22 protein-coding genes are annotated in these 23,823 nt (G+C 68.4%); 7 read left to right on the top strand and 15 right to left on the bottom strand.

Annotation, left to right across the window (positions count from 1 at the left end; all coding sequences use genetic code 11):
- Window positions 1-65 precede the first annotated feature (65 nt).
- A complete protein-coding gene (locus ABH933_RS30810) occupies window positions 66-581 on the bottom strand; it encodes an ArsI/CadI family heavy metal resistance metalloenzyme (RefSeq protein WP_429422029.1) in 516 nt (171 codons plus the stop codon).
- A gap of 96 nt (window positions 582-677) precedes the next feature.
- Here ABH933_RS30810 and ABH933_RS30805 point away from each other — a divergent pair, with 96 nt between their 5' ends.
- On the top strand, window positions 678-1,037 hold the full coding sequence (locus tag ABH933_RS30805) for an Rv2640c family ArsR-like transcriptional regulator (protein WP_215922482.1): 360 nt from the start codon (window positions 678-680) through the stop codon (window positions 1,035-1,037).
- 258 nt (window positions 1,038-1,295) lie between these two features.
- Here the strand turns inward: ABH933_RS30805 and ABH933_RS30800 are convergent, their stop codons facing one another.
- A complete protein-coding gene (locus ABH933_RS30800) occupies window positions 1,296-2,321 on the bottom strand; it encodes a winged helix-turn-helix transcriptional regulator (protein WP_429422031.1) in 1,026 nt (341 codons plus the stop codon).
- Between the two features lie 116 nt (window positions 2,322-2,437).
- On the opposite strand from ABH933_RS30800, the gene ABH933_RS30795 reads away from it, so the two are divergent.
- Window positions 2,438-3,991 carry an AbgT family transporter gene (locus tag ABH933_RS30795; RefSeq protein WP_429422033.1) on the top strand — a complete coding sequence of 518 codons (1,554 nt, stop codon included), beginning with the start codon at window positions 2,438-2,440 and terminating at the stop codon, window positions 3,989-3,991.
- A gap of 47 nt (window positions 3,992-4,038) precedes the next feature.
- Window positions 4,039-5,232: a M20 family metallopeptidase gene (locus ABH933_RS30790; RefSeq protein ID WP_429422035.1), complete on the top strand. Its 1,194-nt coding sequence runs from the start codon at window positions 4,039-4,041 to the stop codon at window positions 5,230-5,232.
- Window positions 5,233-5,471: 239 nt separating this feature from the next.
- Here ABH933_RS30790 and ABH933_RS30785 read toward each other — a convergent pair whose 3' ends face one another.
- A complete protein-coding gene (locus tag ABH933_RS30785) occupies window positions 5,472-6,146 on the bottom strand; it encodes a DUF6875 domain-containing protein (protein ID WP_429422037.1) in 675 nt (224 codons plus the stop codon).
- 830 nt (window positions 6,147-6,976) lie between these two features.
- A complete protein-coding gene (locus ABH933_RS30780; RefSeq protein ID WP_429422038.1) occupies window positions 6,977-7,522 on the bottom strand; it encodes a Rieske (2Fe-2S) protein in 546 nt (181 codons plus the stop codon).
- A gap of 331 nt (window positions 7,523-7,853) precedes the next feature.
- Here ABH933_RS30780 and ABH933_RS30775 point away from each other — a divergent pair, with 331 nt between their 5' ends.
- Window positions 7,854-8,630 carry a methyltransferase domain-containing protein gene (locus ABH933_RS30775; protein WP_429422040.1) on the top strand — a complete coding sequence of 259 codons (777 nt, stop codon included), beginning with the start codon at window positions 7,854-7,856 and terminating at the stop codon, window positions 8,628-8,630.
- A gap of 151 nt (window positions 8,631-8,781) precedes the next feature.
- On the opposite strand, the gene ABH933_RS30770 is transcribed toward ABH933_RS30775, so the two are convergent.
- The 5 genes from ABH933_RS30770 to ABH933_RS30750 form a co-directional block, all read right to left on the bottom strand.
- The gene (locus ABH933_RS30770) at window positions 8,782-10,017 is read right to left on the bottom strand and encodes an acyltransferase family protein (protein ID WP_429422042.1); all 1,236 of its coding nucleotides are present in this window, start codon (window positions 10,015-10,017) and stop codon (window positions 8,782-8,784) included.
- A 358-nt stretch (window positions 10,018-10,375) separates the two neighbouring features.
- Window positions 10,376-11,557, bottom strand: coding sequence for a TetR/AcrR family transcriptional regulator (locus tag ABH933_RS30765; RefSeq protein ID WP_429422044.1), 1,182 nt, complete (start codon window positions 11,555-11,557; stop codon window positions 10,376-10,378).
- 65 nt (window positions 11,558-11,622) lie between these two features.
- Window positions 11,623-13,170, bottom strand: a complete 1,548-nt coding sequence (locus ABH933_RS30760) for an acyl-CoA synthetase (protein WP_429422046.1) — start codon at window positions 13,168-13,170, stop codon at window positions 11,623-11,625.
- A gap of 171 nt (window positions 13,171-13,341) precedes the next feature.
- The gene (locus ABH933_RS30755; protein WP_429422048.1) at window positions 13,342-13,680 is read right to left on the bottom strand and encodes a hypothetical protein; all 339 of its coding nucleotides are present in this window, start codon (window positions 13,678-13,680) and stop codon (window positions 13,342-13,344) included.
- Window positions 13,681-13,865: 185 nt separating this feature from the next.
- Window positions 13,866-14,444, bottom strand: a complete 579-nt coding sequence (locus tag ABH933_RS30750) for a TetR/AcrR family transcriptional regulator (protein WP_429422050.1) — start codon at window positions 14,442-14,444, stop codon at window positions 13,866-13,868.
- 88 nt (window positions 14,445-14,532) lie between these two features.
- On the opposite strand from ABH933_RS30750, the gene ABH933_RS30745 reads away from it, so the two are divergent.
- The gene (locus ABH933_RS30745; protein WP_429422052.1) at window positions 14,533-15,747 is read left to right on the top strand and encodes an alpha/beta fold hydrolase; all 1,215 of its coding nucleotides are present in this window, start codon (window positions 14,533-14,535) and stop codon (window positions 15,745-15,747) included.
- Between the two features lie 131 nt (window positions 15,748-15,878).
- Here the strand turns inward: ABH933_RS30745 and ABH933_RS30740 are convergent, their stop codons facing one another.
- The 3 genes from ABH933_RS30740 to ABH933_RS30730 form a co-directional block, all read right to left on the bottom strand.
- The gene (locus tag ABH933_RS30740) at window positions 15,879-16,805 is read right to left on the bottom strand and encodes an SGNH/GDSL hydrolase family protein (RefSeq protein ID WP_429422054.1); all 927 of its coding nucleotides are present in this window, start codon (window positions 16,803-16,805) and stop codon (window positions 15,879-15,881) included.
- 181 nt (window positions 16,806-16,986) lie between these two features.
- On the bottom strand, window positions 16,987-17,898 hold the full coding sequence (locus tag ABH933_RS30735; protein ID WP_429422056.1) for an SGNH/GDSL hydrolase family protein: 912 nt from the start codon (window positions 17,896-17,898) through the stop codon (window positions 16,987-16,989).
- A gap of 156 nt (window positions 17,899-18,054) precedes the next feature.
- Window positions 18,055-18,873 (bottom strand): GTP-binding protein, encoded by an 819-nt coding sequence (locus ABH933_RS30730; RefSeq protein WP_429422058.1) that lies wholly within the window; start codon window positions 18,871-18,873, stop codon window positions 18,055-18,057.
- 72 nt (window positions 18,874-18,945) lie between these two features.
- Between ABH933_RS30730 and ABH933_RS30725 the strand changes: the two genes are divergently transcribed.
- Both ABH933_RS30725 and ABH933_RS30720 read left to right on the top strand, forming a co-directional pair.
- A complete protein-coding gene (locus ABH933_RS30725) occupies window positions 18,946-19,392 on the top strand; it encodes a Zn-ribbon domain-containing OB-fold protein (RefSeq protein ID WP_429422060.1) in 447 nt (148 codons plus the stop codon).
- Window positions 19,385-20,587 (top strand): lipid-transfer protein, encoded by a 1,203-nt coding sequence (locus tag ABH933_RS30720; protein WP_215922458.1) that lies wholly within the window; start codon window positions 19,385-19,387, stop codon window positions 20,585-20,587. The genes ABH933_RS30725 and ABH933_RS30720 overlap by 8 nt, the downstream gene beginning before the upstream one ends.
- Window positions 20,588-20,680: 93 nt before the next feature.
- Here the strand turns inward: ABH933_RS30720 and ABH933_RS30715 are convergent, their stop codons facing one another.
- The 3 genes from ABH933_RS30715 to ABH933_RS30705 form a co-directional block, all read right to left on the bottom strand.
- On the bottom strand, window positions 20,681-21,538 hold the full coding sequence (locus ABH933_RS30715) for a cyclopropane mycolic acid synthase family methyltransferase (RefSeq protein ID WP_429422062.1): 858 nt from the start codon (window positions 21,536-21,538) through the stop codon (window positions 20,681-20,683).
- Window positions 21,539-21,683: 145 nt separating this feature from the next.
- A complete protein-coding gene (locus tag ABH933_RS30710) occupies window positions 21,684-21,923 on the bottom strand; it encodes a hypothetical protein (protein ID WP_429422064.1) in 240 nt (79 codons plus the stop codon).
- A gap of 207 nt (window positions 21,924-22,130) precedes the next feature.
- Window positions 22,131-23,807, bottom strand: coding sequence for a DUF885 domain-containing protein (locus ABH933_RS30705; protein WP_429422066.1), 1,677 nt, complete (start codon window positions 23,805-23,807; stop codon window positions 22,131-22,133).
- Window positions 23,808-23,823 lie beyond the last annotated feature (16 nt).

Raw genomic sequence — 23,823 nt, 5'->3', positions numbered from 1 at the left:
ATATTGATGTGGATCGAATCCGTGAGCAAGCGAACTCTCGGTGAACAGGCTTCGTTCGATCGCGGTCAGCAGCAGGTTGCGCCGGAGGCGACCGCGTCCTTCTTGGCCTGTGTCGAGCAGCATGCGCCTTCGGCGGCGGCGTCCTCGGGGGTGCCGCAGCAGACCGCGACCGCTTCGGCGTCGCTTGACGCGAGTTGGGGTGCGGTGCCGAAGGTGTCGCTGTCGGCGAGCACGGTGTAAACCTCCCACCGCTCGGCGTCCGGCGCGGTGACCCACACCTTGTCCTGGGTCGCGAAGCAACACGTGGTCGCGATCTGCTCCTCGGTGAACAGGCCCGCCTCCGACAGGCGCGCGATCTCACCATGAACCTGCTCGGAGGTCTCGACCTCGACGCCGAGATGATTGAGACTGCCGCCGTGGCCGGGGTTCTCGATCAGCACCAGCTTCAGCGGAGGCTCGGCGACGGCGAAGTTGGCGTAGCCCGGCTTGCGCTTGGCCGGCTCGGTGCCGAACAGGGTCGAGTAGAACGTCACGGCCTGGTCGAGGTCGTCGACGTTGAGGGCGAGCTGGACGCGGGACATGGCAACCTCCGGTTGTTTCATATATGTCGAAGAACTTGCGTAGTCGAGTGTGCCATCTTTTCGACATATGTCAATTTCCCTAGTAGGGTGGGTGTCATGCCCAAGGCGTTGCCCGTGATCGACATGTCCGCCCCGGTGTGCTGCACACCGGTGGCCGCGGCGGCGATGGACGAGGCGGCGGCGTTGGAGGTGGCGCTGCGGTTGAAGGCGCTGGCCGACCCGGCGCGGGTGCGGTTGATGTCGCTGCTGTTGACCAGTCCGTCCGGTGAACCGAACAGCGGCGAGTTGGCGGCGGCGGTGGGGTTGTCGGAGTCCACGGTCAGCCATCATCTCGCCCAGCTGCGCAACGCCGGCATGGTCGAATCGGAGCGTCGCGGGATGAACACGGTCCACCGTGCTCGCCGGGATGCGCTCGGCGCGATGTGTCGGATCCTGGACCCCGACTGCTGCACCTGACGCACCCGGCAGACTCCGGGGCATCAGTCGGGAAGGGCTCGCCGTCGGTTGTGGCCGCGAGGTGGTCGAAGTTGCGCGAAGTTGACCGAGGGCATGGGCCAGTTGGCGGCGCAGGAGGTCGTTCTCGTCGGCGAGTTGCCAGTTGCGGCGGTGCGAGGCTTCCAGTCCTTTCGGGCCGGTCTGCTGGTCGGGCCCCAAGGCGAGCAGTTAAGGAGCCAAAGGCATCAGAGGTTGGCGCGCGATCCTGTAGCGCGGGAATCACAGCAGCGCTGGTGCGTGGAAGTGGCCGAGGCCCGAGGTTCGGTCACGGTCCAGCCAGTAGCGGCGCGGTTCGGCAAGCGCGACATCGACGTTGACTGCGAGGATGCCGGGGATCTTCGCGATGTCGTCGTCGATGAACGCGGCCAGGGCGGTGCGGTCGGTGACCAGGCCGTTGCACAGGACGGAGACGTCGCTGGCGACGTGGACGGTGAGGCGGGTCTGGGGGAGTTCGTCGAGGCGGCGCATGACGTCGGGGGTCTCGCCGGGGGCGACCCGCAAGCGCAGCTGGAACGGGGTGTGGAAGCCGAGCCATTCCGAGACGATCTCCAGCCGGGGTTTGACCCATTGCTCGTCGAGGACCCGGCGGACGACCCGGTGGGCGGTGGAGGTGGCGAGCCCCGCGGCGCGGGCGATGCCGGCGGCGGAGGCCCGGCCGTTCTGCATCAGCTGGGTGACGATGGTGCGTTCGGTCTCGCTGAGGGGATTGGCGGGGGGTGTCGCGGTTGCCGGGCCCTCGGGGCGGGCCGCGGTGAGTGCCAGCAGGTCGGCCCGTTCGGTGCCGGTCAGGAACCCCGGGTCCCAGGTGATGCCTCGGCGCAGCGTGCTGAGCGCGGGTAAGGCGTTGACGCGGCGGACGCCGGGGATGGCGAACATTCGGTCGACCGCCTCGCTGGTGGCTGCTTCGGAGGGGGCGTGGGCGACCGCGTAGAGCGGGTAGTTGCCGGAGATCTGTGCCAGGAACTGCAGATGGGGCAGGTCACGGAGCCGGTCCAGGACGGCGAGCGGGGTTTCGCCGGTGACGTCCAGGTAGACGTGCACCGGCATCGCGGTGGAGTGCATGCCCCAGTCGGCCTGCCCGATCACGCGGAGCATCCGGGCTTCCACCAGGCGGTCGAAGCGACGCTTGAGGGTGCTCGCGTCGGCGGACAGGACCGCGCCGATATCGTCCCAGGTGGCCCGGGGCGCCAGGTGCAGGGCTCCGATGAGACGCCGGTCGAGCCCGTCGAGCTGGGGAGGGGTCATGGCACTCCACCTTAGACCGCTAGCCAATCCCATTTTTACATGCTAAGACTAGATAATCTCTCATTCTTTCGGCATTATCTGTCGAAACATCCCCCGGAGACACTGAAGAGGTAGTGATGAGTGCCACCGAGATCGAGCCCCAGGCGATCACGCCCCCGTCGAGACTCGCCCGGGCCGCGTTCCGCAGCCTGGCGCTGATCGAGCAGGCCGGAAACAAGCTGCCCGACCCGTTCTGGCTGTTCTGGCTGCTGGCCGGGCTCGTCGTCGTGCTCAGCGCCATCCTGGCGGCGGCGGACGTCGGCGCCGTGCTCCCCGGCTCGCCCGAGGTTGTCAAGGTGCACAGCCTGCTGAGCAAGGCCGGTCTCGCGCTGATCATCCAGGGCGGCGACAAGAACTTCACCAGCTTCCCGCCCATCGCCACGATTCTGGTCGTCGGGTTCGGCATCGCCATCGCCGAGCAGAGCGGCATGTTCGCGGCCCTGCTGCATCGCATGGTCGCGCGGGTGCCGGGCCGGTATCTGACCTTCGTCCTGGCGCTGACGGCGATGGTCAGCCACGTCGCGGGCGACGCCGCGTACGTCATGCTGATCCCGCTGGGGGCCCTGGTCTACCGCGCCGCGGGCCGTAGCCCCATGCTCGGCTGCATCGTCGCCTACGTCTCGATCTCCGCGGGCTTCAACGCGTCACCCGCCCTCACCCCGACCGACATCCTGCTGTCGAATCTGTCGACCGCCGCGGCCCGCACCATCGACCCGCACTACGTCGTCACCCCGGTGGCGAACTACTTCTTCGGGGTCGCCTCATCGCTGCTCATGGCCGTCGTGATCACGGTCGTCGCCGACAAGTTCCTCGCCCGCCGCCCGGACCTGGCCGCCGACGCACCGGACACCGAACCGGACACCGCCGAACGGGCACAGATCGAGCCGACCCAGGAACAGCGCCGCGCGCTGCGGGTGACGGGCCTGGTCGCGCTAGGCTTCCTCGCACTCCTGGTGGCGGTGATGATCCCGCAGGTCTCGCCGCTGCGCGGCAAGGGCGGCGGCATCCTCGACTCGCCGCTGTTCAGCGGCATGTCGCTGGTGTTGTTCGTGTTCTTCGCCCTGCTCGGCACCGTCTACGGCCGCATGACGCGGACCTTCACTGCCCCCCGGGACGTCGTCGACTCGATGATCACCGGCACCAAGGCGATGGCGTCGACCCTCGTGCTGTTCTTCGCGATCTCCCAGTTCCTCGCCTGCTTCAAGTGGACGAACATCAGCGACATCCTCGCCGTCCGGGGCGCGGACGCACTGCGCGCCCTGCACCTGAACGGCTGGCTCCTCCTGCTCGGCATCGCCGTGCTGGTCTCGCTGATGAACCTCCTCATCACCAGCGGGTCCGCGCTGTGGGCGCTGATCGCCCCGATACTCGTGCCCATGCTGATGCTTCTCGGCATCCACCCCGAGACCACCCAGGCCATCTACCGGGTCGCCGACTCGGTCACCAAGTGCATCACTCCGATGAGCCCCTTCTTCGTGATGGCCGTGGGCTTCATCAGGCAGTACCGCCAGGACGCCGGCCTCGGCACCCTCGCCGCCTTCACCCTCCCGATCGCCGTCGTCGCCTGGGTCGTCTGGGTCGGTTTCTTCCTGGCCTGGTACCTGCTCGGCATCCCCTTCGGCCTCGGCTGACCCGCCGCCCAACCCGCAAACCCTTCCGCCACCCGAGAAAGCCACTCATGACCGCGTCGCCCGCTGCTGCCCTGACCGCCCACGCCCAGGATGTCTCGTCGCAAATCGTCACCGACATCCTGACGCTCGTCCGCCAGGAGACCAGTAGCTACGACCTGCCCGCCCTGTCGGCGGGCCGGGACCTGCTGCGCGAACTGGTCGTCCACCGGCTCGGGCGGCCCGACCACGAACACCGCCACCCCGGCGGAGCGTGCGCAGACACCCTCACCCTGACCTACACCGGCACCGGCCCCGGGCACGTCGCCCTCTTCGGTCACTACGACACCGTGTGGCCGACCGGCACGCTCGCCGGATGGAACCAGGCACCGATCGCGTCCGACGGGCGGGACAAGCTCAGCGGACCGGGCATCTTCGACATGAAGACCGGCCTGGCACAAGGGATCTGGGCCCTGAAACTCGCCCGCGAGAGCGGCGCCCCCGTACCCACCGTCACCTTCCTCTTCAACGGCGACGAGGAGATCGGCTCGCACTCCTCCCGTCCGGTGATCGAGCAGGTCGCCCAGCAGGCCGACGTCACCCTGGTGCTGGAGCCCACCGCGCACGGCGCCGTCAAGACCGCCCGCAAGGGCACCGGAATGTTCGAGGTCACTGCCTCCGGCGTCGAGTCCCACGCCGGGCTCGCGCCGCAGGACGGGGCGAGCGCCATCACCGCGCTGTCCGAGTTCGTGGTCGCCGCCGCAGCCATCGCCGACCCCGACCGGGGCACCACGATCAACCCCGGACTCATCGAAGGCGGCAGCGCCACCAACGTCGTCGCGGGCCACGCCACCGCGAACATCGACGTCCGGGTCACCACCGAGTCCGAACAGGACCGCGTGGACGCCGAGTTCGACGCCATCCAGGTCAGCGACCCCCGCGTGGACATCACGATCGTCCACGGCTGGAACCGGCCGCCGATGGTCATGAATCCTGCCTCCGCCCCACTCCTCGACCTCGCTCGCGAGGTCGCCGGCGAACAGGGCCGCCAGTTGCCCGACACCGCGGTCGGCGGTGCCAGCGACGCCAACTTCGTCGCCGCCCTCGGCCTGCCCGTGCTCTGCGGCATGGGCGCGGTTGGCGACGGCGCCCATGCCCAGGGCGAGTTCATCTACCCCGACACCGTGCCCGCTCAGACCGCACTCATCGCAGGGCTCCTGGGCAGACTGGCCAAGCCACTGCGGAACCGAGCGACGGCAGCCTGACCCACAGCACACAAGCCCACCGTGCGCACGACACACCAGGCGCACCGAGTACTGGCCGCCAACCGCCGAAGACGAACCGATACGGCTCAGCCAGTCCGCACCGAGTTCGGCAGCATCTGGCAGTCCCGGATCGCCGAACCCCACGGAGGTGACGTTTCGGGCTACACGTGACGCGGACGTGCTCTCGCACGTTGGCGTCGCACCCTAGGGCCGGATCGTGCGCGCCGACGCCCCCGGGATCAGTTCTCCGGCGGTCCTTCGTGGCGTTCGACGAGTTTGTTGGCCAGGTAATGACTCAGGAAGCTGGGGATATCGGGTGCGAAGATCTCGAGATACGGTTCGACCCATTCGGGCCGGGTCTCGAGGAATGCGAAGTCTGTTGGCGCCATGTGGCGCACGGCGAGCAGGGGCAGCGGAGAGTCGAGCGCGGGAAAGTGCGGGTTGTGCAGTCCGGCCACGGTGCATCCCGGGTAGAACTGGCCGAGCATCAGTCCTTGTCGGACGAACTTGGTCTTCTGGCTGCGTTGTACGGCCTCGAGGTCGTCGTAGCGGGTCAGGTCGGGAAAGACCGACAAGACGGCCTTGAGACTGGACTCGGGTTGGTGCTCGGGTGGTAGCAGGGGAAACAGGTCGTTCATATCGTCGACCACCGCGGTGATGAAAGTCCTGTCGATCTCGTCGCCGTCGATGAACGCGGCCCAGAGGTATCGGCCTGCCACCGCGCGTCCGGTGTAGGGGCAGACCGGGCCGGGGCGGCCGAGGTCAGGATGGGGTTGACACAGGTATTCCACAGTCCACCTGCGCAATTCCTCGGCGCGGGGGTGCTCGTCCGCGCGTGTGCCGGGTTCGACGGCGAAGAGTCTGGTCGGTATCACGCTGGAGCGTGTCCCGATGAATTCCTCGGCGGTATTCATGATCGAGTCCTGTGTACCGTGGTGCGGTCGAGATGGGCTGACGCAGAATGGAATTGCCTTGTCAGGACCAGTCCGATCACGCGCGATGCCGCCCGGTCGTTCTGGTCTCGTCCGGGGCGGTCGTTCTCGGTGTGCCGGCCGGCGACCGCGGTGCCGGGTCGACGAGGACTCGTTGCACCGGCACGATGTGGCCGGTTCGCTCGCACAGCCGGGCCGCAAGTGTGGCGGCGGTCAGCGAATCGCCGACGTGGAGATTGCGGCGGGTGCAGGGAAACCATTGTGGTCGAGCTTGCCAGTGAGGGCGGGGGTGCCCGTGAAAGGCGCGGGCGTCAGCCGGTTGTCGACAGTTCCGAATCCTCTGCGTACTCTGCGAGCCGTCGCGGCCGATCGCCGATCGAGACGACGCGAGGTTCGTTCCAGACCTGACGCACTGAACGGTCGTATTCCCTTCATGACGCACTCTCCAGAGGCGAGTAGATGAGGCAGCCAGTTGACCAGCGCCTACCCGGTTAAACGTAGTGCACGACCGGCCGGTTCAAGACTGCATGTGTTTTTGGCGTGGAATCACCACATCCGTACGGGGGCGCGACGGTGTCGGCACCACGTGAAGTCGTGTCCGGTTGACAGACGCAGCGACTCACCGGAGCCGAAGGGCCGTATTTGTTCGGTGCCGAGCAATCCGCGCGGTCGGTGCCGCGTAGGCATTTTCAATGTCGGCCAACAATCGGACGGGCACTCCGTCGGCGGCGCCGAGCAGTGCTGTGACCGGAACGGCACCACTGCCTGAGCTCACGGAGCGGGAACTTGTTCTCATACCGGCATCAGCAAGCTCACCCTCGGGCGGACAGGGGAGCCGTAAGCGTCGGTGTCCGGCTCGGGAACAGGTTCGGCAGACTCGGGCAGGGTATATCCGCACCGGGCAGGATCGGCTCCAGCACCACAGCAGTACCATCAACATGTACTGGACGTTGAACCAGCGGCAAGAATGCGGGGCCGTGCGCTACCTCGCCGTCGAGGTGGAACTTACTGCCGTGGCACGGGCAATTGATGGTGCCGTTGGTCACCGACCCGAGATGGCAGCCGAGATGAGTGCAGGTTGCACAGAATGCCCGAAATTCGCCGGCCATAGGCTGCGTCACAACCACATCGCCGAGAATTACGCCGCCGCCGACCGGGATATCGGCGGTCTTGGCGATCACCTTCGCGACCGCAGAGCACTCGGCCTGTCCCGCGGCGGGCGCGGCGGTTGCTCTCGGCGCGCCGCTCTGATCGACCGACGTCAGTGCCGTGGCTGCGACGGCCGCCCCGACACCGGCAAACATCACGGTGCGCCGATTGATACCGGAATCTGCTGAGTTCAGTTCTTGCCCGGACATATCCACTCCTTACAGTAGGGCCGCTACATTTCCAGTACCGCACCAAGGCGCCAGTGATACAAGAGGCTGACTACGAGTGGCGCACTCGTCGGCTGCGGTCGGCGGCCAGAGCATCGCGAGCGCGAGTGCGCGCCGCTCGACCCGGGCGGCCAGAGCTGGAAAGACCAGCCCGGCCACGATCGACCCAGCCGCCCACAGTGCTGAGTAGACGCTGATCATCGTGTAGGAGAAGCCGAACTCGGCGCGCAGCAGCGACAGCTCGGGCCCGAAGGCACGACTCCACCCTTCGGTTCCGGACGCCCTCGGGGCGGTCCTCGGTAGGCTCGATCCGGTGGAAAAACTTGTGCTCGAGACAACTCGCCCGGACGACTACCTGCGTCGGCTCGCCGATTCCGATATCGGACGGCGGTACAAGGCGATTGCGGTGGAGCAGTTGGGGGTTCGGGGTGGGGATACCGTGGTGGATCTCGGGTGTGGTCCGGGGGCCGATCTGGTCGCGCTGGCGGAGGCCGTTGGGCCGGATGGGCGTGTCATCGGGGTCGACGTCGATGCCGCGGCCGTCGAGCAGGCGCGGGCCGAGCATGCTCTCGATTCGCGGATCGAGGTGCACCACGGTGATATCCACGACCTTCCGCTCGCCGACGGCAGCGCCGATCGGGCACGCACGGATCGTGTTCTGCAGCATGTGAATCGGCCGGATGTCGTCCTCGACGAGATCCGTCGGCTTCTCCGGCCCGGGGGCACGGTGGTTTTCGCCGAACCGGACTGGGAGACCCTGGTCGTCGACAGCCGGGATCGTGAATTGTCGCGCGCTTACACCCGTTTCGTCGCCGACGTGGCGGTCCGCAACGGTGCGATCGGCCGACAGCTCCCGGCCCTTGCCTTGCGAGCCGGGCTGGAGGTCGGGGACGTGCTACCGATCACGACCGTCTTTCGCGACCTCGAGCCGGCGGATCGAGTACTCGGGTTCGCGCGAGTGTGTCACCGCGCCGTCGAGGCCGAGTACCTGACGCGCGAGCAAGCGGACCGCTGGCTCGAAGGCCTTGCCGCCGAACCGTTTTTCGCATCCGTGACCCTGTTCATCGTGAGCGCGACCCGAACCGCGTAAGCCGGGGGCGCATGGCGATTATCCGGTCCGGCACGGAGAAGGTGCCACAGCAGTGTCGCAAGCATCGGCTCGGCGTTGGCTGAGCGCCTCGCGGAATTTCGTCGCCTACGCTCCCTGCGATGATCTGACCGCGGTCGAGATAGGGGTCCGGTTACGTGGTGCGGGACCGGCGGGTTAGGGGGGTGAAGTCGGTGTGGATCATCGGCCGGCCGGTGAGCCAGAGGCTGCCGGGGATGCGGCGGAGGACTTCGGTTCCCGCGAGGGACATCGCCAGGACGGACACGAAGATGATCGTCGTGCACAGGAGGGAGCCGACCTGCTGCTGCAGCGGAACGATGTAGGGGGCCAGGAGTTGCAGGGCCAGCGGGTGCAGTAGGAAGACGCCGAAGGAGCGGTCGGCGCCCCAGCTCACCGTGCGGGCGACGAGGGTGCCGTCGCGCCGGATTCCGGCCCACCAGTAGCAGACCGTGTACTGGCCCAGGATGATCAGTGCGAAGACCGGGAGCAGGTGCGGCATGAAGACGTTGCTGGCCGTCCAGGGGGGCATGCCGAGGTCGACCGAGCGCAGATAGTACCACTCCGCGAAGACGGCCGCGGTGATCCCGCCCGCGACGAGCAGCGGCCCGAACCGGCGCACGATCCTGATGACGGTGTCCATGTGCCAGGCCGCGACCGCGCCGAAGATCACGTAGAACGGGTAGGCGATGACCAGCGCGTAGACGTGGTTCCAGATCGAGGCGACGAGGCCCGTGAACTCCGGCGGATGGACGAAGTACCACAGGAAGACCAGCTGCAGGGCCGCGCCGGCGGCCACCAGCCATCGGTGATACCCCTGCGTCGCGTCCAGCAGCTTCAGGATCAGCGGGAACAGCAGATACACCTGCATGGTCACCAGCAGGAAGTACATCTGATACCAGGCATTGCCGGTGGCGAGTTCGACGAGCAACTGCTGCAGCGCCTGCGGCACCGTCTCGTGCCACATGCCGGTGATCAGCGGATACGCCCAGTAGACCACCGACCATGCCACGTACGGGATTCCGACCAGGGCGAACCGGCGCCGCCAGAAGCCCCGCGCCGAGAACGGCCGCCGGGCGTACTGGTACACCAGCACGAATGCGGTGAGCGTGAAGAACGCCTGGCGCGTGTAGTGCAGCAGCACCTCCGCGCCCTGGGCGGTCACGTTCCCGGGATTCATGGAGTTGGCACCGTCGACGACGTGTCCGCCGATGACACACAGGAACGTGATGATCCGGAACAGGTCGGCCTGATACAGGTAGGGCCGCTTGATCTTTGGCGGGCTCGCCGCCTCGGCGGGCGCGGTCCGGACACCGCCCGGGGCCGCGTCGGCCGGATCGGCGGCCCTGATCGGGCTGGCTGCTTCGGTCATACCGTACCCTCCACAATCCTGTCACCTGTGCTGGTGATCAGGTGCTCCCCAACCGGAATCGGCGGTGTGGCCGATTCCGATCGGCTCGAGTAGAGGCCCGTCTGAACCACAGATGTACTGACTCTGTCGGCGACCAGTATGCCCACTATGGTCGGAATCGAATCGAACCGGGTGATCTTTTGTGCCGCCGGCCGCGAATCATCCAGTCGCAGCGGGGAGTTGCGGCCGATCAACGGCCGGTGCGCGCCGCGCCGCGGTGCGTCGTCATGGGCTGGACAGCGCCATGCGCGTCGGCGGTGTGGGCGAAGTCTTCCCGATCCATGTCGGGCAGGATAGTCGGCGTTCTCCTGCGGCGCGATCAGAACTGCGGGGGCAACTCCAGCAGTCGCGTGCCGACGGCCGACACGCGTGCCCCGGTCCCGCCCGCCGCGCGCAGCCGCGGGGACAGCGCCACGTCATTGGCGATGTGTATGGCCGATTGCACCCGTACTCGCGCGGTGGTGGCATCCATGTCGGGCCGCACCCGGCGCAGCAACCGCACCCATTCGCTGACGTACTGATGCTGTATCGCCCGCACCCGATGACCGCGTGGCTCGGGCAGCTCGACGGTCTCGGTGAGCAGCAGCCGGACCTCGGCGGGACGCTCGAGCGCGAAATCGGTGTAGCCGGTCAGCAGGCGGCGCAGCCCGTCCGCCTCGTCGCCGGCCTCGGCCAGCGCGCGCTGCAGGTCCCGCTGCAACCATTCGTTGGCCCGCAGGAACGCCGCCTCGAGAATCTCGGTCTTGCCCTCGAAATGGTGGTAGAGGCTGGGGCCCGCCATGCCCACCGCCCGCCCGATGTCCTCCATGCCGACACTCGAATAGCCCTGCCCGGCAAACAGTTCCGTGGCGGTATCGAGGATGACGTTGCGGCGACCGGTGGCGGCGACGCCGGTTCGGGAGGGTGTCCCGGCGGCAGTCGGCGCGAGCGCGGGCAGCTCGCAGTCGAGTGCGGCGAGCATCAACCGCTCCACCAGACGGGTCAGGCGATCATCGGGCATCTGGATGCGCTGGAACGAGAGGCCGGTCATGATGCCCAGCACGCAGGCGGCCAGGAACTCCGCGTCCGCGGGGCTCGATCCAGGACGTCGCACCCGGATCAGCGCGGCGAGGTCGGCCAGTACCCGGCCGATCCGCCGCGCGGCGGCCCGGCGATCCTCGGGGGTGAGGTAGCGGGCCTCGCGATGCCAGATCACCCCCAGATTGCGGTCGCGCACGGTGGCGCGCGCCGCGGCGGCGGCCAGGTCGGCGCTCGTCGCGGTGGCCAGCTGCTCGTGCACCCGGTCGATGGAGCCGAGCACGACGGCGTCGAGCACCTTCTGCTTGGACCGGAAGTGCCGGTACAGCGCCGACGGGCCCATGGCGACGGCCTCGGCGATGCCGCTCATGCTGGTGCCCGCGTAGCCGTCCCGGTAGAACAGCGGTCCCGCCGCCGCGACGATCAGCTCGCGCCGGTTGGCCGGGCGCGTCCCGCGCGCCGGGCGCTCACCGGTCGCCGTCATCCACCCGTCCCTCCATGCTCGGAAACTAGTGCAGATTCACATCCGGTGAGCAAACGGAGGATTCCTCAGGACACCTGGGAGTCCGCGTCACCCCAGAACTGCTCGCGCAGTTCGCGTTTGAGGATCTTGCCCGCCCCGGACAGCGGTAGCGCATCCATGATCGCGAGGCTGCGGGGGATCTTGTAGTTCGCGATCAGGGCCTTGCAGTGCGCTTGCATCTGCTCCGTGGTCAGGCGCGCGTCCGGATGCAGGACCACCACCGCGTGCACCCGTTCGCCCCAGGCGGGATCCGGAATTCCGATCACCGCGCAGGACGCCACCGCCGGATGCTGGGCCAGCGCGTTCTCCACCTCCGCGGAGTAGACGTTCTCGCCGCCGGTGATGATCATGTCCTTGAGTCGATCGACGATGAACACGTAGCCGTTCTCGTCCATGCGGCCGCCGTCGCCGGTGTGCATCCAGCCGTCGCGCAGGGCCGCCGCCGTCTCCTGCGGTCGATTCCAGTAGCCGAGCATCACCCCGTCCCCGCGCACCACGACCTCGCCGACGGTCCCGCGTGGCACCTCGGCGTCCTCCGGGTCGACGATCCGGACCTCGGCGTGGACGGCCGCGCGTCCGGCCGATCGCCGCAGCGCCGGGTCCTCGTGGTCGGCGGCATCGAGCACCGTCGCCACGGGCGCCACCTCCGTCATGCCGTAGAGCTGGGTGAAAGCCGCTGCCGGGAAGGCCTTTCGGGCGCGTTCCAGCACCGCGGTCGAGATCGGTGACGCGCCGTAGAGGATGTGCCGGACCGAGCCGAGATCGGCTGCGGCGGTGGCGGGATCGTCGACGAGCATCTGAATCATGGTGGGCACCAACAGCGCATCGGTGACCGTGTGCCGTTCGACGGCCTCGCGGACCCCGGCGGGGGTGAAGGCGGGCACGATGACGTGCGTCGAGCCGATCATGTTCCCGCACACCCACTGTGCGAAGTCGGCCAGGTGGAACATGGGCGCGGCGTGCAGCATTCGCCCGCCTCGCGTGAGCAGCTCGGTGGTCACCATCGAACCGGCTGCCGAGGCGCAGACGTTGTCGTGACTCAGCATGACGCCCTTGGGATTTCCGGTGGTCCCGCCGGTGTAGAAGATGCCGAGCAGCTCGTCGCCGCCGGTCCGGGTGTCAGGTATCGGGTCGGCGGACGCGATCAGTTCTTCGTAGCCGGTGGTGCCGGCGGGCAGCTCGCCCTCGCCGAGGAAGACGATGCGGTGCACGTCCGGGCAGCGGTCGCGCAATTCCGGTACGAGCGCGGCGAAGGCGTCGTCGACCAGCAGGGTGCCGGTGCCGGAATCGAGCAGCGAGTAAGCGATCTCGCCGGGGCTCCAGCGGGTGTTGACGGGGGTCGCCACGGCCCCCAGCCAGGCGGTGGCCAGGAAGTACTCGTGATATCGGTCGGAGTTGAGAGCCAGCATCGCCACCCGGTCGCCCCGCTCGACGCCCAGCCTGGCCAGTCCGCCCGCGAGCCGCGCGATCCGGTCCGCGGACTCCGAGACGGTCCGGACCCGATCGCCGAACACCGTCGCGTTCGCGTCCGGATGCTGTTGCACCGCTCGGTGCAGGAACTGGGTCAGGTGCATCGCGTCCTCTCCAACCTAATGATGATTCTCTTAAGAGAGTAGGAGTGATGCGGGTGCGAGCAGCGGCTCTACCATCCCGACCGCGAGCCGGCCGAGATACCGGGCGAATCGATGTGGTGCCTCAACCCGGTGGGGTGAATGCCTGTGCACTCGATTGCGGCCCGAGACCGGCTACTTCCAGATCCGACGCCGCCTGTGCTGCGTGCGCTGTGCCGATCGGGCCCGGAGCGCGCCTCGGGTCAGGGCCGCGATCTCCGCGACCAGGCCGCGGAGCTCTACGTCCGTGTCCTGCATCGCCTCCCGCATCGAGCGATGCGCCCGGCGGGTGTGGTCGGCGGAGGTGGCGCGCACCTCCCGAGCGAGTTCCTCCACCCATGCGGCCTCGGCCTCCAGGGTCCGGGAGTAGCGGCGAATCACGTCCGAAGCGGTACGCGGCTCCGCGGTCTGCCGTTTGCGCATGATCGTCCACACCTCGATCGACTCGGAGAAACTCGGTGCACAGTCGTTCACTATCGAAGTGATAATAGCGTGACGGGCTGTTGCGGGCAATGGCGCCGAGTCGTCCGGTGGGCAAGGCTCGGTCAGGGTTTCGTGGCCTCGATCTCATGACTTGGCTCGGCGGATTACTGGAGTTCCGAGGCGAGTTCGTGCGCGCTCTTGCCGACCTGCTCATGAACCAGGAACGCCAGTCCATGTCAGGGATGTAGGACCAGGTCCACCACTCGCTCCGGAAACGTCCCATCGATGGGTTCGTGCGTGAGCAGGATCCGCAGATACAGCGGCGCCACAACGGTTTCCAGCAATAGGCCCGCATCGGTGTCCGGGGGTAGTTCTCCCCGCTCGATTCCCCGTTCGACGATGGCCGTGGCGAGGTGCAGGCGCGATTGCCAGAACGTGCGCCGGGCCTCGGCGACGTCGGAGTCGTCGACCGTCATCGCCGCCGCGCGCACGAAGGTCTCCCCGGCCGGCTGCGCCAGGAATGCCGCGAGGGCGCGGACCAGCGCGGTGAGATCGCCACGGACCGAACCGGTGTCGGGCGTCGGGATCATCTCGCCGGTGTTCGCGAGCATGGCGTCGACGATCAGGTTCTCCCGGGTGCGCCAGCGGCGGTAGATCGACGTCTCGTGGACGCCGGCGCGCGCGGCCACCTCCGCGACGGTGAACTGGTCCGGGCCCAGCTCGAACAGCACGTGCAACGCGGACTCGACGACCGCGCCGCGGACTCGCGCGCTGCGGCCGCCGGTACGGCGCACGGGGGGTGATGGCTCGGGCATCGATCCAATCTAACGCAAGTGTTCTTGCGTTTACATCTCGACCGTGTGATGCTGCTTATCGCAAGTATACCTGCGTTAAGGAGTGGGCATGGTCAACTGGGATGCGCCGATCACCGACATCGATCCGGCCGCGGTGGCGGTCGGCTATCACCGCATGCATCCGGATCGGGGGATGGAGTTCCAGCTCAACCGATTCCTGCAATGGATCGGCCCGTCGGCGCTGCCCGAGATCCGGACCGCCGCGGGCCGGATCGGGACCTACGCGGAGTGGGTGACGGTATTTCTCGAACTGGCCGAGCAGGCAAGGGATTCTGGGCGTGCGATGGCCGGCGCCTACTACGATCGCGCCGCGGAATTCTTCATGGTGGCCGGCGACCCGCGTCGCGGCCCGGCGCGCGGCCGCTTCGTGCACGCCATGCGCGAGCTCTATCAGCTGCAGCCGGTGGATGTGCCCTACGGCGCGGCGGCCCTGCCCGCCTACGACGTCGCGCCGCCGGATGCGCCGCCGCGCGGGGTCATCGTGGTCTGCGGCGGATTCGACGAATACCCCGAGGAGGTCTTCCCGCTCCTGCTCGCCGGCGCCCGCGCCGGATACCGCCTCATCGCCTTCGACGGCCCCGGCCAGGGCGGCGCACTCGAGGACCATGCCCTGCCCCTCACCGCGGCCTGGGAACGTCCGGTGGCTGCCGTGCTGGACCATTTCGGACTTGACGAGGTCACTCTCATCGGCGTCTCGCTCGGCGGCGGGCTCGTGATCCGCGCTGCCGCCCACGAACCCAGGATTCGCCGGGTCGTCGCGCTCGACGTGCTCGACGACTTCCTCGAATGCCTTACCCGCCAGGCCTTTCCCGCCGCCGGGCCGCTCCTGCGCATCGCCCTCGCGTGCCGCGCCCGCCGCCTGATCCACCGCGTCGCCGGTCTCGCCGCGGCACGGAAACCGATCGCTGCATGGGGCCTGCGCCACGGCATGCACGTCACCGGAACCCGCGACGCCTACGGATTTTTCCGTGCCGCCCAAAGCCTGTCGACCCACGCCGATTCCGCCCGCGTGACCGCCGATGTCCTGCTACTGGCCGGTGCCGAGGACCACTACGTGCCCGCTCACCAGCTCCGCCGCCAGGCCGCCGCGCTCACGAACGCCAATTCGATCACGACCCGCGTGTTCACCCCCGCCGAACAGGCCCAAAACCATTGCCAGATAGGCAATATCGGCCTCTGCCTACAGGTCATCCTGACCTGGCTGCATATCCGCGAATCCGGAAAGCCGCCGGCTGCAACGTCATCGACCGTCGGCCAGGGCTGACGGAGTCGCGAGCTTTCGCCCTGCCCCTGGCGATGCCTGCACTTCCTCGTCGATGCGACCGCCCCTCGGGCCGGGTAGAGCTGGCCTGCAGGCGATGCGCACCCGGCGATACCCCGGCCTGGCCGCCCTCGCTAACCGGTGTGCGACACCAGGGGCGCGAGGATGCGGGGAGCGCTGTCGATGGCTGGGAGCAGGGTTTCGTTGGACGGCGCGAAGGTGGCCAGGCGGTCGGCGACGGCCTGCATGCCGGCCTGGTTCGGGTGGTAGGACGTGCCGATCGAGTTGTTGTCGCCGGACAGCGGGTTGTGGAATCCGTTGACCCAGGGGGTCGAGCTGCAGGCGGTGTGTGAGTCGGCGTCGGGCATGTCGACGACCGTCGCGCCCGATGCGGTGGCGGCGGCGCGGGTGGCGGTGACGAGTTCGTCGTAGGTGCGCCGCGTGGCGCTCGCGTCGGCCGGTGACATGACGACGCCGGGGCACGTGGTGGCGTGGGTGTCGAGAACGGGAAGATACTGCACGAGCAGCACTTTGGCGTGGGGCGCCCTCGCACGGACCGCGCGGACGACATCGGTCAGGTCACGCCCGAGCGTAGCCACCTCCGCTGCCGACGGTTCGGCGGTGGAGGCGAATGAGGTGCACGTGCGCAGCGCGCGCACAGCCGCGGCGGGGACGGTGGCCACGGACGGGGCCGCGGCGGTGAGGGCCGAGCGGCAGCTGCGGCCGATCATGCCGCCGATCAGGTTCAGATCGTTGCCGCCGATGCTGACGGTGACCAGCTTGGTATCGGGAGTGACCGCGTCGATCTGCGGGGGGACGGTGCCGCCGCTGCGGATGCGCTGGCCGCGGCTGAGAATGTCGGCGGTAACCGCGCCGCTGCAGGTGACGTCGGTCAGATCGGCGCCGATCCGCTGCGCCAGCAGATGGGGATAGTCGACGCCCGAGCGCGCACACTTCGTATCGATCTGCGGGGCGATCCCGGGGCCCGAGGCATACGAACTGCCCAGGGCGACATAGCGATCCCCGTGCTGGGGCTGCGCTTGGGCAGATACCGTGCTCACGAGGGCCGACAGTCCGGCCGCAAGGGCCGTCACCGTCGCACTTCGCGCTAACCTCATCGAGGAAATCTCCCTGGCCGTCGGTGCGGGACCACGGTGGTCCGGCTCTATTTGATCAGCCCGAGCCGCAATGCGCCTAGCCGAACGAAAAACTTGGCGCGAAGCGGCCACGCACGACCGGGCCTCAGTACTCGGGCAGCATGTCCGCCAGGCGGTCGGCGATCGCCTGCATTCCGGCGAGGTTCGGATGGTACGAGCTGGTGATCGAGGCGATGTTCCCGGTGGCGAGCGGATTGTGGAAGCCGTTGACCCAGGGCGTCGCGCTGCACGCGGTGTGCTGCTCGGAGTCGGGGACCGCGATGCTCATCGCGCCGGTGGCCGCCGCGGCGGCGCGGGTGGCGCTGATCAGGGAGTTGTAGGTGCGCCGCAGGGTCGCCGCGTCGGCGGGGGACATGACCACGACGCCCGGGCACGTGGTGGCGCGGGCGTCGATCGCGGGGAGGTACTGCACGAGCAGCACCGTGGCCTGCGGCGCCCGCACCCGCACGGCGCGCACGACGTCGGACAGGGCGTGCTCGACCGCGGTCACCTTGGCCGCGCTCGGCGCGGCGCCGGAACCGAACACCGCGCACATCCGTGAGGTGGTCGCGGCCGCGGTGGGGGCGGCGGCGATGAGGGCCGAGTGGCAGCTGCGGCCGATCATGCCGCCGATCAGGTTCAGATCGTTGCCGCCGACGCTGACGGTCACCAGCGTCGTGTCGGCGGTGACGGCGTCGATCTGCGGGGGAACGGTCACGCCGCTGCGGGTGTGCTGACCGCGGGTGAGAATGTTGGTCGTGGTGGCTCCGGCACAGGTGACGTCCGTGAGGGTCGCGCCGATTCGTTGCGCGAGGAGATGGGGATAGTCGGCGGCCGAACGCGCGCAGCGCGTGTCGATCTGCGGGGCGATCCCGGGGCCCGAGGCGTAGGAGCTGCCCAGGGCCACGTAGCGGTAGGAGGAGTGCTGGGTCTCCGTGTGGGCGGACACGGTGCCGCCCGCCAGGGCCGACAGTCCAGCCGTTAGGGCTACCACCGCCGCGCAGCGCGCAAACCTCATTGCGGAGCCTTCCTGGGTCTTCGGAGCGGATCATCGCGATATTCGAATCCATGATCGCCGGGACCACCGTGGCCCACCACTATTGGATCAGGCCGCGCAGTGTGACCCAGCACCCGGTGCCGGGTGGACCCACGGCCGCAGCGGATCGGCGCGCGGTCAGTAGTCGAGGGCGTGCTCCGGCTGGCAGACGTCCAGGGGGGACGGCAGGTATCGGACGATCGCGTCCAGGAGCGGGGTGAGGTCCGTGCCGCACAGGACGGGCACGACATCGCCGAGACGCGTGAGGTCGCGGATGCGGCGCCGCAGGTGTGCCGGGGGAACCTCGTGCGGGTGCTTGGTGGCGGGATGGTGGTCGTCGCGTTCCAGTACGGCCGCCGCGAGGGCGTGGTATCGCTGCTGTGCGAGTTGCCAATGGGGACCGTAGATTTCGGCGGCGAGTGGGCCGAGCGCCCCGGTCGCGAGCAGATCGGCGACGCCCTCTCCGGCGGCGCCGAGGCCGAGCGGAATCTGCAGTGTCAGCGGCGCCGCCCCGCGGGTGTCGGCGATGGTGCGGACCGCGCGGTCGAAGTCGGCGCCGGGCCGATCCAGTCCGGTGACCAGGCACAGGCGGGCGACCTGGTGGTCGTCGGCGACCCGCAGCACCGTCTCGAGTCGCGGGGTGCTGGGGGCGGCGGCAGGCACGACCGCGATCAGGCCGTCGGCCAACCGGATGGATCGCTCCAGGTCCGGGCCGGGGGCGCGGCTCGACAGCTCCGCGATGCGGATCGTGTGCGGTTCCTGGCCCGTCAGCCAGGAGATCGCGGGGTAACCGGCGATGCCGAAACGGCGGCGCAGGCGGTCGAGAACTCCGGCCGTCTCGCCGGGCTCCCCGACGATGGTGACGTTGCGGATCGACTGCGGTTCAATGACTTCGGCGCCCATCGTGCTGCGGTACTCCAGGTCGGCTCGGGTGTCGTGGCTTCCCGATTCGCTCACCGTACTCCCGGCCGCGGGCCGCTGTGCGGGATTTCCGCCCCAAAGTAGAACGTGTTCCTATAACGTCGGGTTGTGCAGAAAGAACAACGCCCCGCCGTGGCCGACTGGTTCACCGCGGAAGACGGCGCGGTGCGTCTGCAGGGCACCCGCTGTAAGTCCTGCGGCACACCGTATTTCCCGCGCAACACACTGGCCTGCCGCAATCCGCGCTGTGCGGGTCCGCACGACGGCTCCGAGCTGATCGAGTACCTGTTCTCGACGCGTGGGCGGATCTGGTCGTATGCCGATGCCCGGTACAAGCCACCCGGCCCCTATGTCTCCGCCGATCCGTTCGAGCCGTACGTCGTCGCGGCGGTCGAGCTCGAGGTCGAGCAGATGGTGATCCTCGGGCAGGTCGTGCGCGGGTTCACGGTGGACGATCTGGCCGTCGGGATGCCGGTCGAATTGGCGCTGGGCACGCTGTACGAGGACGACGAAGCGGAGCACACGGTGTGGATGTGGAGGCCGGTCAATGACTGACACGAACGATCGCGACATCGCCGTCCTCGGTGCGGGCATGCACCAGTGGGGCAAGTGGGGCCGCAACTTCGTCGAATACGGGCTGGTCGCCGCCCGGGCGGCGCTCGCGGATGCCGGGGTGAACCTGCTCGACGTCGGGTACATCGCGGGCGCGGACACCATTCGCAACGGGTACCCCGGATTCGTCTCCGGCGCCACGTTCGCCCAGGCGCTGGGGTGGTCGGGCGCGCGGATCTCGAGCAGCTACGCCGCCTGCGCCTCCGGCGCGCAGGCCATCGCCAACGCGCGCGCCCAGATTCTGGCCGGGCTGACCGATGTGGCGCTGGTGGTCGGCGCGGATGCGGCCCCGAAGGGCTTCTTCCAGCCGGTCGGCGGCGAGCGCCGCGACGATCCGGACTGGCTGCGTTTTCACCTGATCGGCGCCACCAACCCCATCTATTTCGCGCTGTACGCCCGCCGCCGGATGGCGATGCACGGCGCGACGCTCGACGATTTCGCCGCGGTCAAGGTGAAGAACGCCCGGCACGGGCTGAACAACCCGTATGCCCGCTATCGCAAGGAGGTTTCGGTCGAGGAGATCGCGGCCTCGGCGGTCGTCTCGGATCCGCTGCGGCTGCTGGACATCTGCGCGACCAGCGACGGCGGCGCGGCGCTGGTGCTCACATCGATGGAATACGCACGCCGCCACGGGATTTCCGATCCGGTCCGGATTCGGGCGCTGTCCACGGTGACGCCGACCTTCCCTAAGACCGTGCTCGATCTGCCGGACTTCGCGACCGATTCCGCCGTGGCCGTGCCGGCCCCGCCGCGCGCATTCCGTTCCGCCATCGCGGATGCCGCGTACGAGGAGGCCGGGCTCGGGCCCGCCGACCTGTCCTTCGCGGAGGTCTACGACCTGTCCACCGCGCTGGAGCTGGACTGGTACGAGGACATCGGGCTCTGCGAGACCGGCGGCGCCGAGGAGTTACTGCGCAGCGGCGCAACGACATTGGGCGGACGGGTGCCGGTGAACCCCAGCGGCGGGCTGGCCTGTTTCGGCGAGGCGATACCCGCGCAGGCCATCGCGCAGATCTGCGAGCTCACCTGGCAGCTGCGCGGCCAGGCCGACGGTCGTCAGGTGGAGGACGCGCGTGCGGGAATCGCGGTGAACCAGGGCCTGTTCGGCCACGGCTCGGCAATCATCGCCACACGTTGAACGAGGAACCTACTCACGACTCCACCTCGCTGGCGCTCGGCTCCGTCGTGCGCACGGCACGCTGGCCCATCGGTTCACTCCGCTTCGCTCCGCTCACTTGGCGAGGGTGAACTGCATGACGTCGATGTGACCGCTGCGGAAGTGGTCGGCGGATCCGGTGAGGTATCGCAGGTAGCGCTCGTAGGTCTCCGGTGAGGTGATTCGCTCTGCCTCGGAACGGTTTTCCCGCAGCGCGCTCGCCCACAGATCGAGGGTGCGGGCGTAGTGCGATTGCAGGGATTGGATCTGTTCGGTGCCGAATCCGGCCTGCCCGGCGAGCCGGGTGATCACGGCCGGTTGGGGTAGCTGCCCGCCGGGGAAGATCTCGCGCCGGATGAAGATGTGGAACCGGGCATCCTCGCGGGTGACCGGGATTCCGAGGCGGTGCAGATCGGCGAGGGTGTGTCCGATGATGGTGTGCAGCAGCATCCGTCCGTCCTCGGGCAGGTTCCGGTAGCAGCTGTCGAAGAACTCCTCGTACCGTTCGCGGCGGAAATGCTCGAACGCGCCGATGCTGACGATGCGGTCCACCGGCTCGTGGAATTCCTCCCAGCCCTGCAATCGCACCTCGACGCCGGTCAGCCCCCGGCGCTCGATCTCGCTCCGGACATGGTCGAACTGGTTGCGGCTCAAGGTGAGTCCGGTGACATGTACGTCGTATCGGGCGGCCGCCCGGAACATCGTTGCGCCCCAGCCGCAGCCGACGTCGAGCAGGGTCTGCCCCGCGTGCAGGTCGAGTTTGCCGAGCGACAGGTCGATCTTGGCCAGTTGTGCCTGCTCCAGCGACATGTCCGGGCGTTCGAAATACGCGCAGCTGTAGGTCATCGATGGATCGAGGAACAGGCGGTAGAAGTCGTCGGACACGTCGTAGTGCGACTGTACGTTCCGATAGAACGGAGCCAGCCGGGTCATGGTGGCCTCCCTCGTTACGTGGCAAGGCTGCACTTGTCATTACGTTCGGGACCGGCTCGGGGTTCACGGGCGTCGTCTGCCGGGATGAAGCTGGTGAAAGGTGCCGTCGACGCTGGCGGTCACCACCCGGGGGTGTTCGTCGCCGTTACGGTGATGTGCCGTTCACGCCGGGGATCACGCAGTGTCCCTGGTGGTCGACCCGTCCGATGACCATCATGTCGTAGCCGGTGCAGGGTGCGTTGAACGCCTCGCACGTGTGGTTGTCGGTGACCACCTTGTTCGTGTCGCAGGAGGATCCCGGCGGGCCGAGCGGGTCGGCCTGGGCGATCGCGCCGGCCAGGACGATGCCGACGGCGGCCCCGGTCGCTATGAGAGAAGCGGACATTAACGACATCGCTGAGCCTCCTTGGTCCCGTAGGCGGTCAGTTTACTCCGGTTTCGCCGCATAATCGCAGGTCCATCCGTTTCGGGGACCTTGGTTAGTCGTGACCGGCCGTGCGTGCGGCCCCCCGCTCAGGGGCGCCGGCGAGCGAGACCGCACCTGGTGTCGGCGACGAAGTGCCGCTGCGCGCGCGGTCGTTCGCCTCGTCTCTCACAGTGCGGCGGCAAGCTCCCGCAGCACCGGCAGGCTGATCGATCCGGATCCCAGCACGGTGTCGTGGAATGCCTTGATGTCGAAGGCATTTCCGAGTCGTTCGGTGGCTTGCGCACGCAGGCGGCGGATTTCGAGCTGGCCGACCTTGTAGGCTACGGCCTGGCCGGGCATCGCGATGTAGCGGTCGATCTCGGAGGCGATCTCGGTCAGGCCGATCGGAACCGTGGCGATCATGTAGTCCAGGGCTTGCTGCCGGGACCAGCCCTTGGCGTGCAGGCCGGTGTCCACGACCAGGCGGCAGGACCGGAAGGAATCGGCGGCCAGCATGCCGATGCGGGCCAGATCGTCCGCGTACAAACCCATTTCGTCGGCGAGGCGTTCGGTATAGAGCGCCCACCCCTCGACGAAGGCGGTGTTGGTCAGCGATTGCCGTTGGAAGCGCGGCACATTCTCGAGTTCGCCGGCGATGGTGAGCTGCAGGTGGTGGCCGGGAATCGCCTCGTGATACGCGATAGCGGCGGTCTTGTAGCGCGGTTGATCGGCCGGATCGTGCTGATTCACGAAGTACGTGCCGGGGCGCGAGCCGTCGGCCGCGGGTGGGAAGTAGTACGCCCCGGGCGCATCGGCGGCCAGGAACTCCGGGACCGGCACGATGTCGCAGGACTGGCGGGGCAGCCGGCCGAACCAGTTCGGCATCTCGGTCTCGGCCGCCGCCAAGGCCTTCCGCGCGTCGGCCATGATCTGATCGCCGTCGGTGTAGTGCAGGCCCGGATCGTTGCGCAGCCGTTCGAAGATCTCCGCCTGCTCGGTGCGGCCGAACAGGCGCGCACCCAGTTCGGCGTATTCCGCACGCAGCCGGTCGATTTCGGCCAGTCCGAGCTCGTGGATCTCGTCCGCGCCCAGGTCGGGCAGGGTGGTGTGGTAACGCAGCAGGCGCCGATAGATATCCTCACCGTCGGACCCGAGCCAGCACAGCCCGGCCCGCTCGTCCGGGCGGGCGGCGGGCAGCAGTTCCTCGGCGAGCACCCGGCGGTAGGACGCGAATGCCGGACGGACGACATCGCGCGCGACCTCGGCCAGCGTTGCGCGCCATTGCTTTTCGCCGTCCCAGTCGGACGGCCCGGAGAAGGTGACGAACGGGTCCGACTCGGGATCACCGGCCAGGTATCCGTCCAGCTGGTTGAGCGAGCGTTCCATGGCGACCCGGGCGGGGGTACGCCCGGCGGCCAGGCCCGCCCGGAACCGGTCCGTCGCACTCTTCAGCGAAGTACCGATCTGCTCGAAGCGGCGCACCAGCGCCTCGGCGTTCTCCGGACGCGGAGCATTCAGCTGTGGTGCGGCGGTGAGCAGTCGCGCGTGCACGCCGTCCATCTGATCCGACGCCAGCTCCACCGGCCGCCACCCCACATGATCTATCGCCGAATCCAATTCGGCGCGCAGCAGGCTGTGCGTGGTGCGGTCGGCGTCGGACAGGCCGGCCGGATCCAGCTGCCGCACCTCGGCGAGCAGGCCCCGCCAGGTGGCCAGCAGCCGGTCCTCGGCTGCCTGGGAGTAGTCCTCGATGCGGTCGTCGAAGCGGCGGTCGCCCAGCAGGGTCGCCTCGCTGGGCGCGGCCTCTAGCACGCTGTCCCAGTACCGTTCGGCCAGGTCGATAAGTTCGTCGTGGCTGTCCATCGCATCATCATCGCAT

The sequence above is a fragment of the Nocardia sp. GP40 genome (genome assembly GCF_050434125.1).
Taxonomy (GTDB): Bacteria; Actinomycetota; Actinomycetes; order Mycobacteriales; family Mycobacteriaceae; genus Nocardia; species Nocardia albiluteola.
This window is presented reverse-complemented; position numbering and strand designations above follow the sequence as displayed.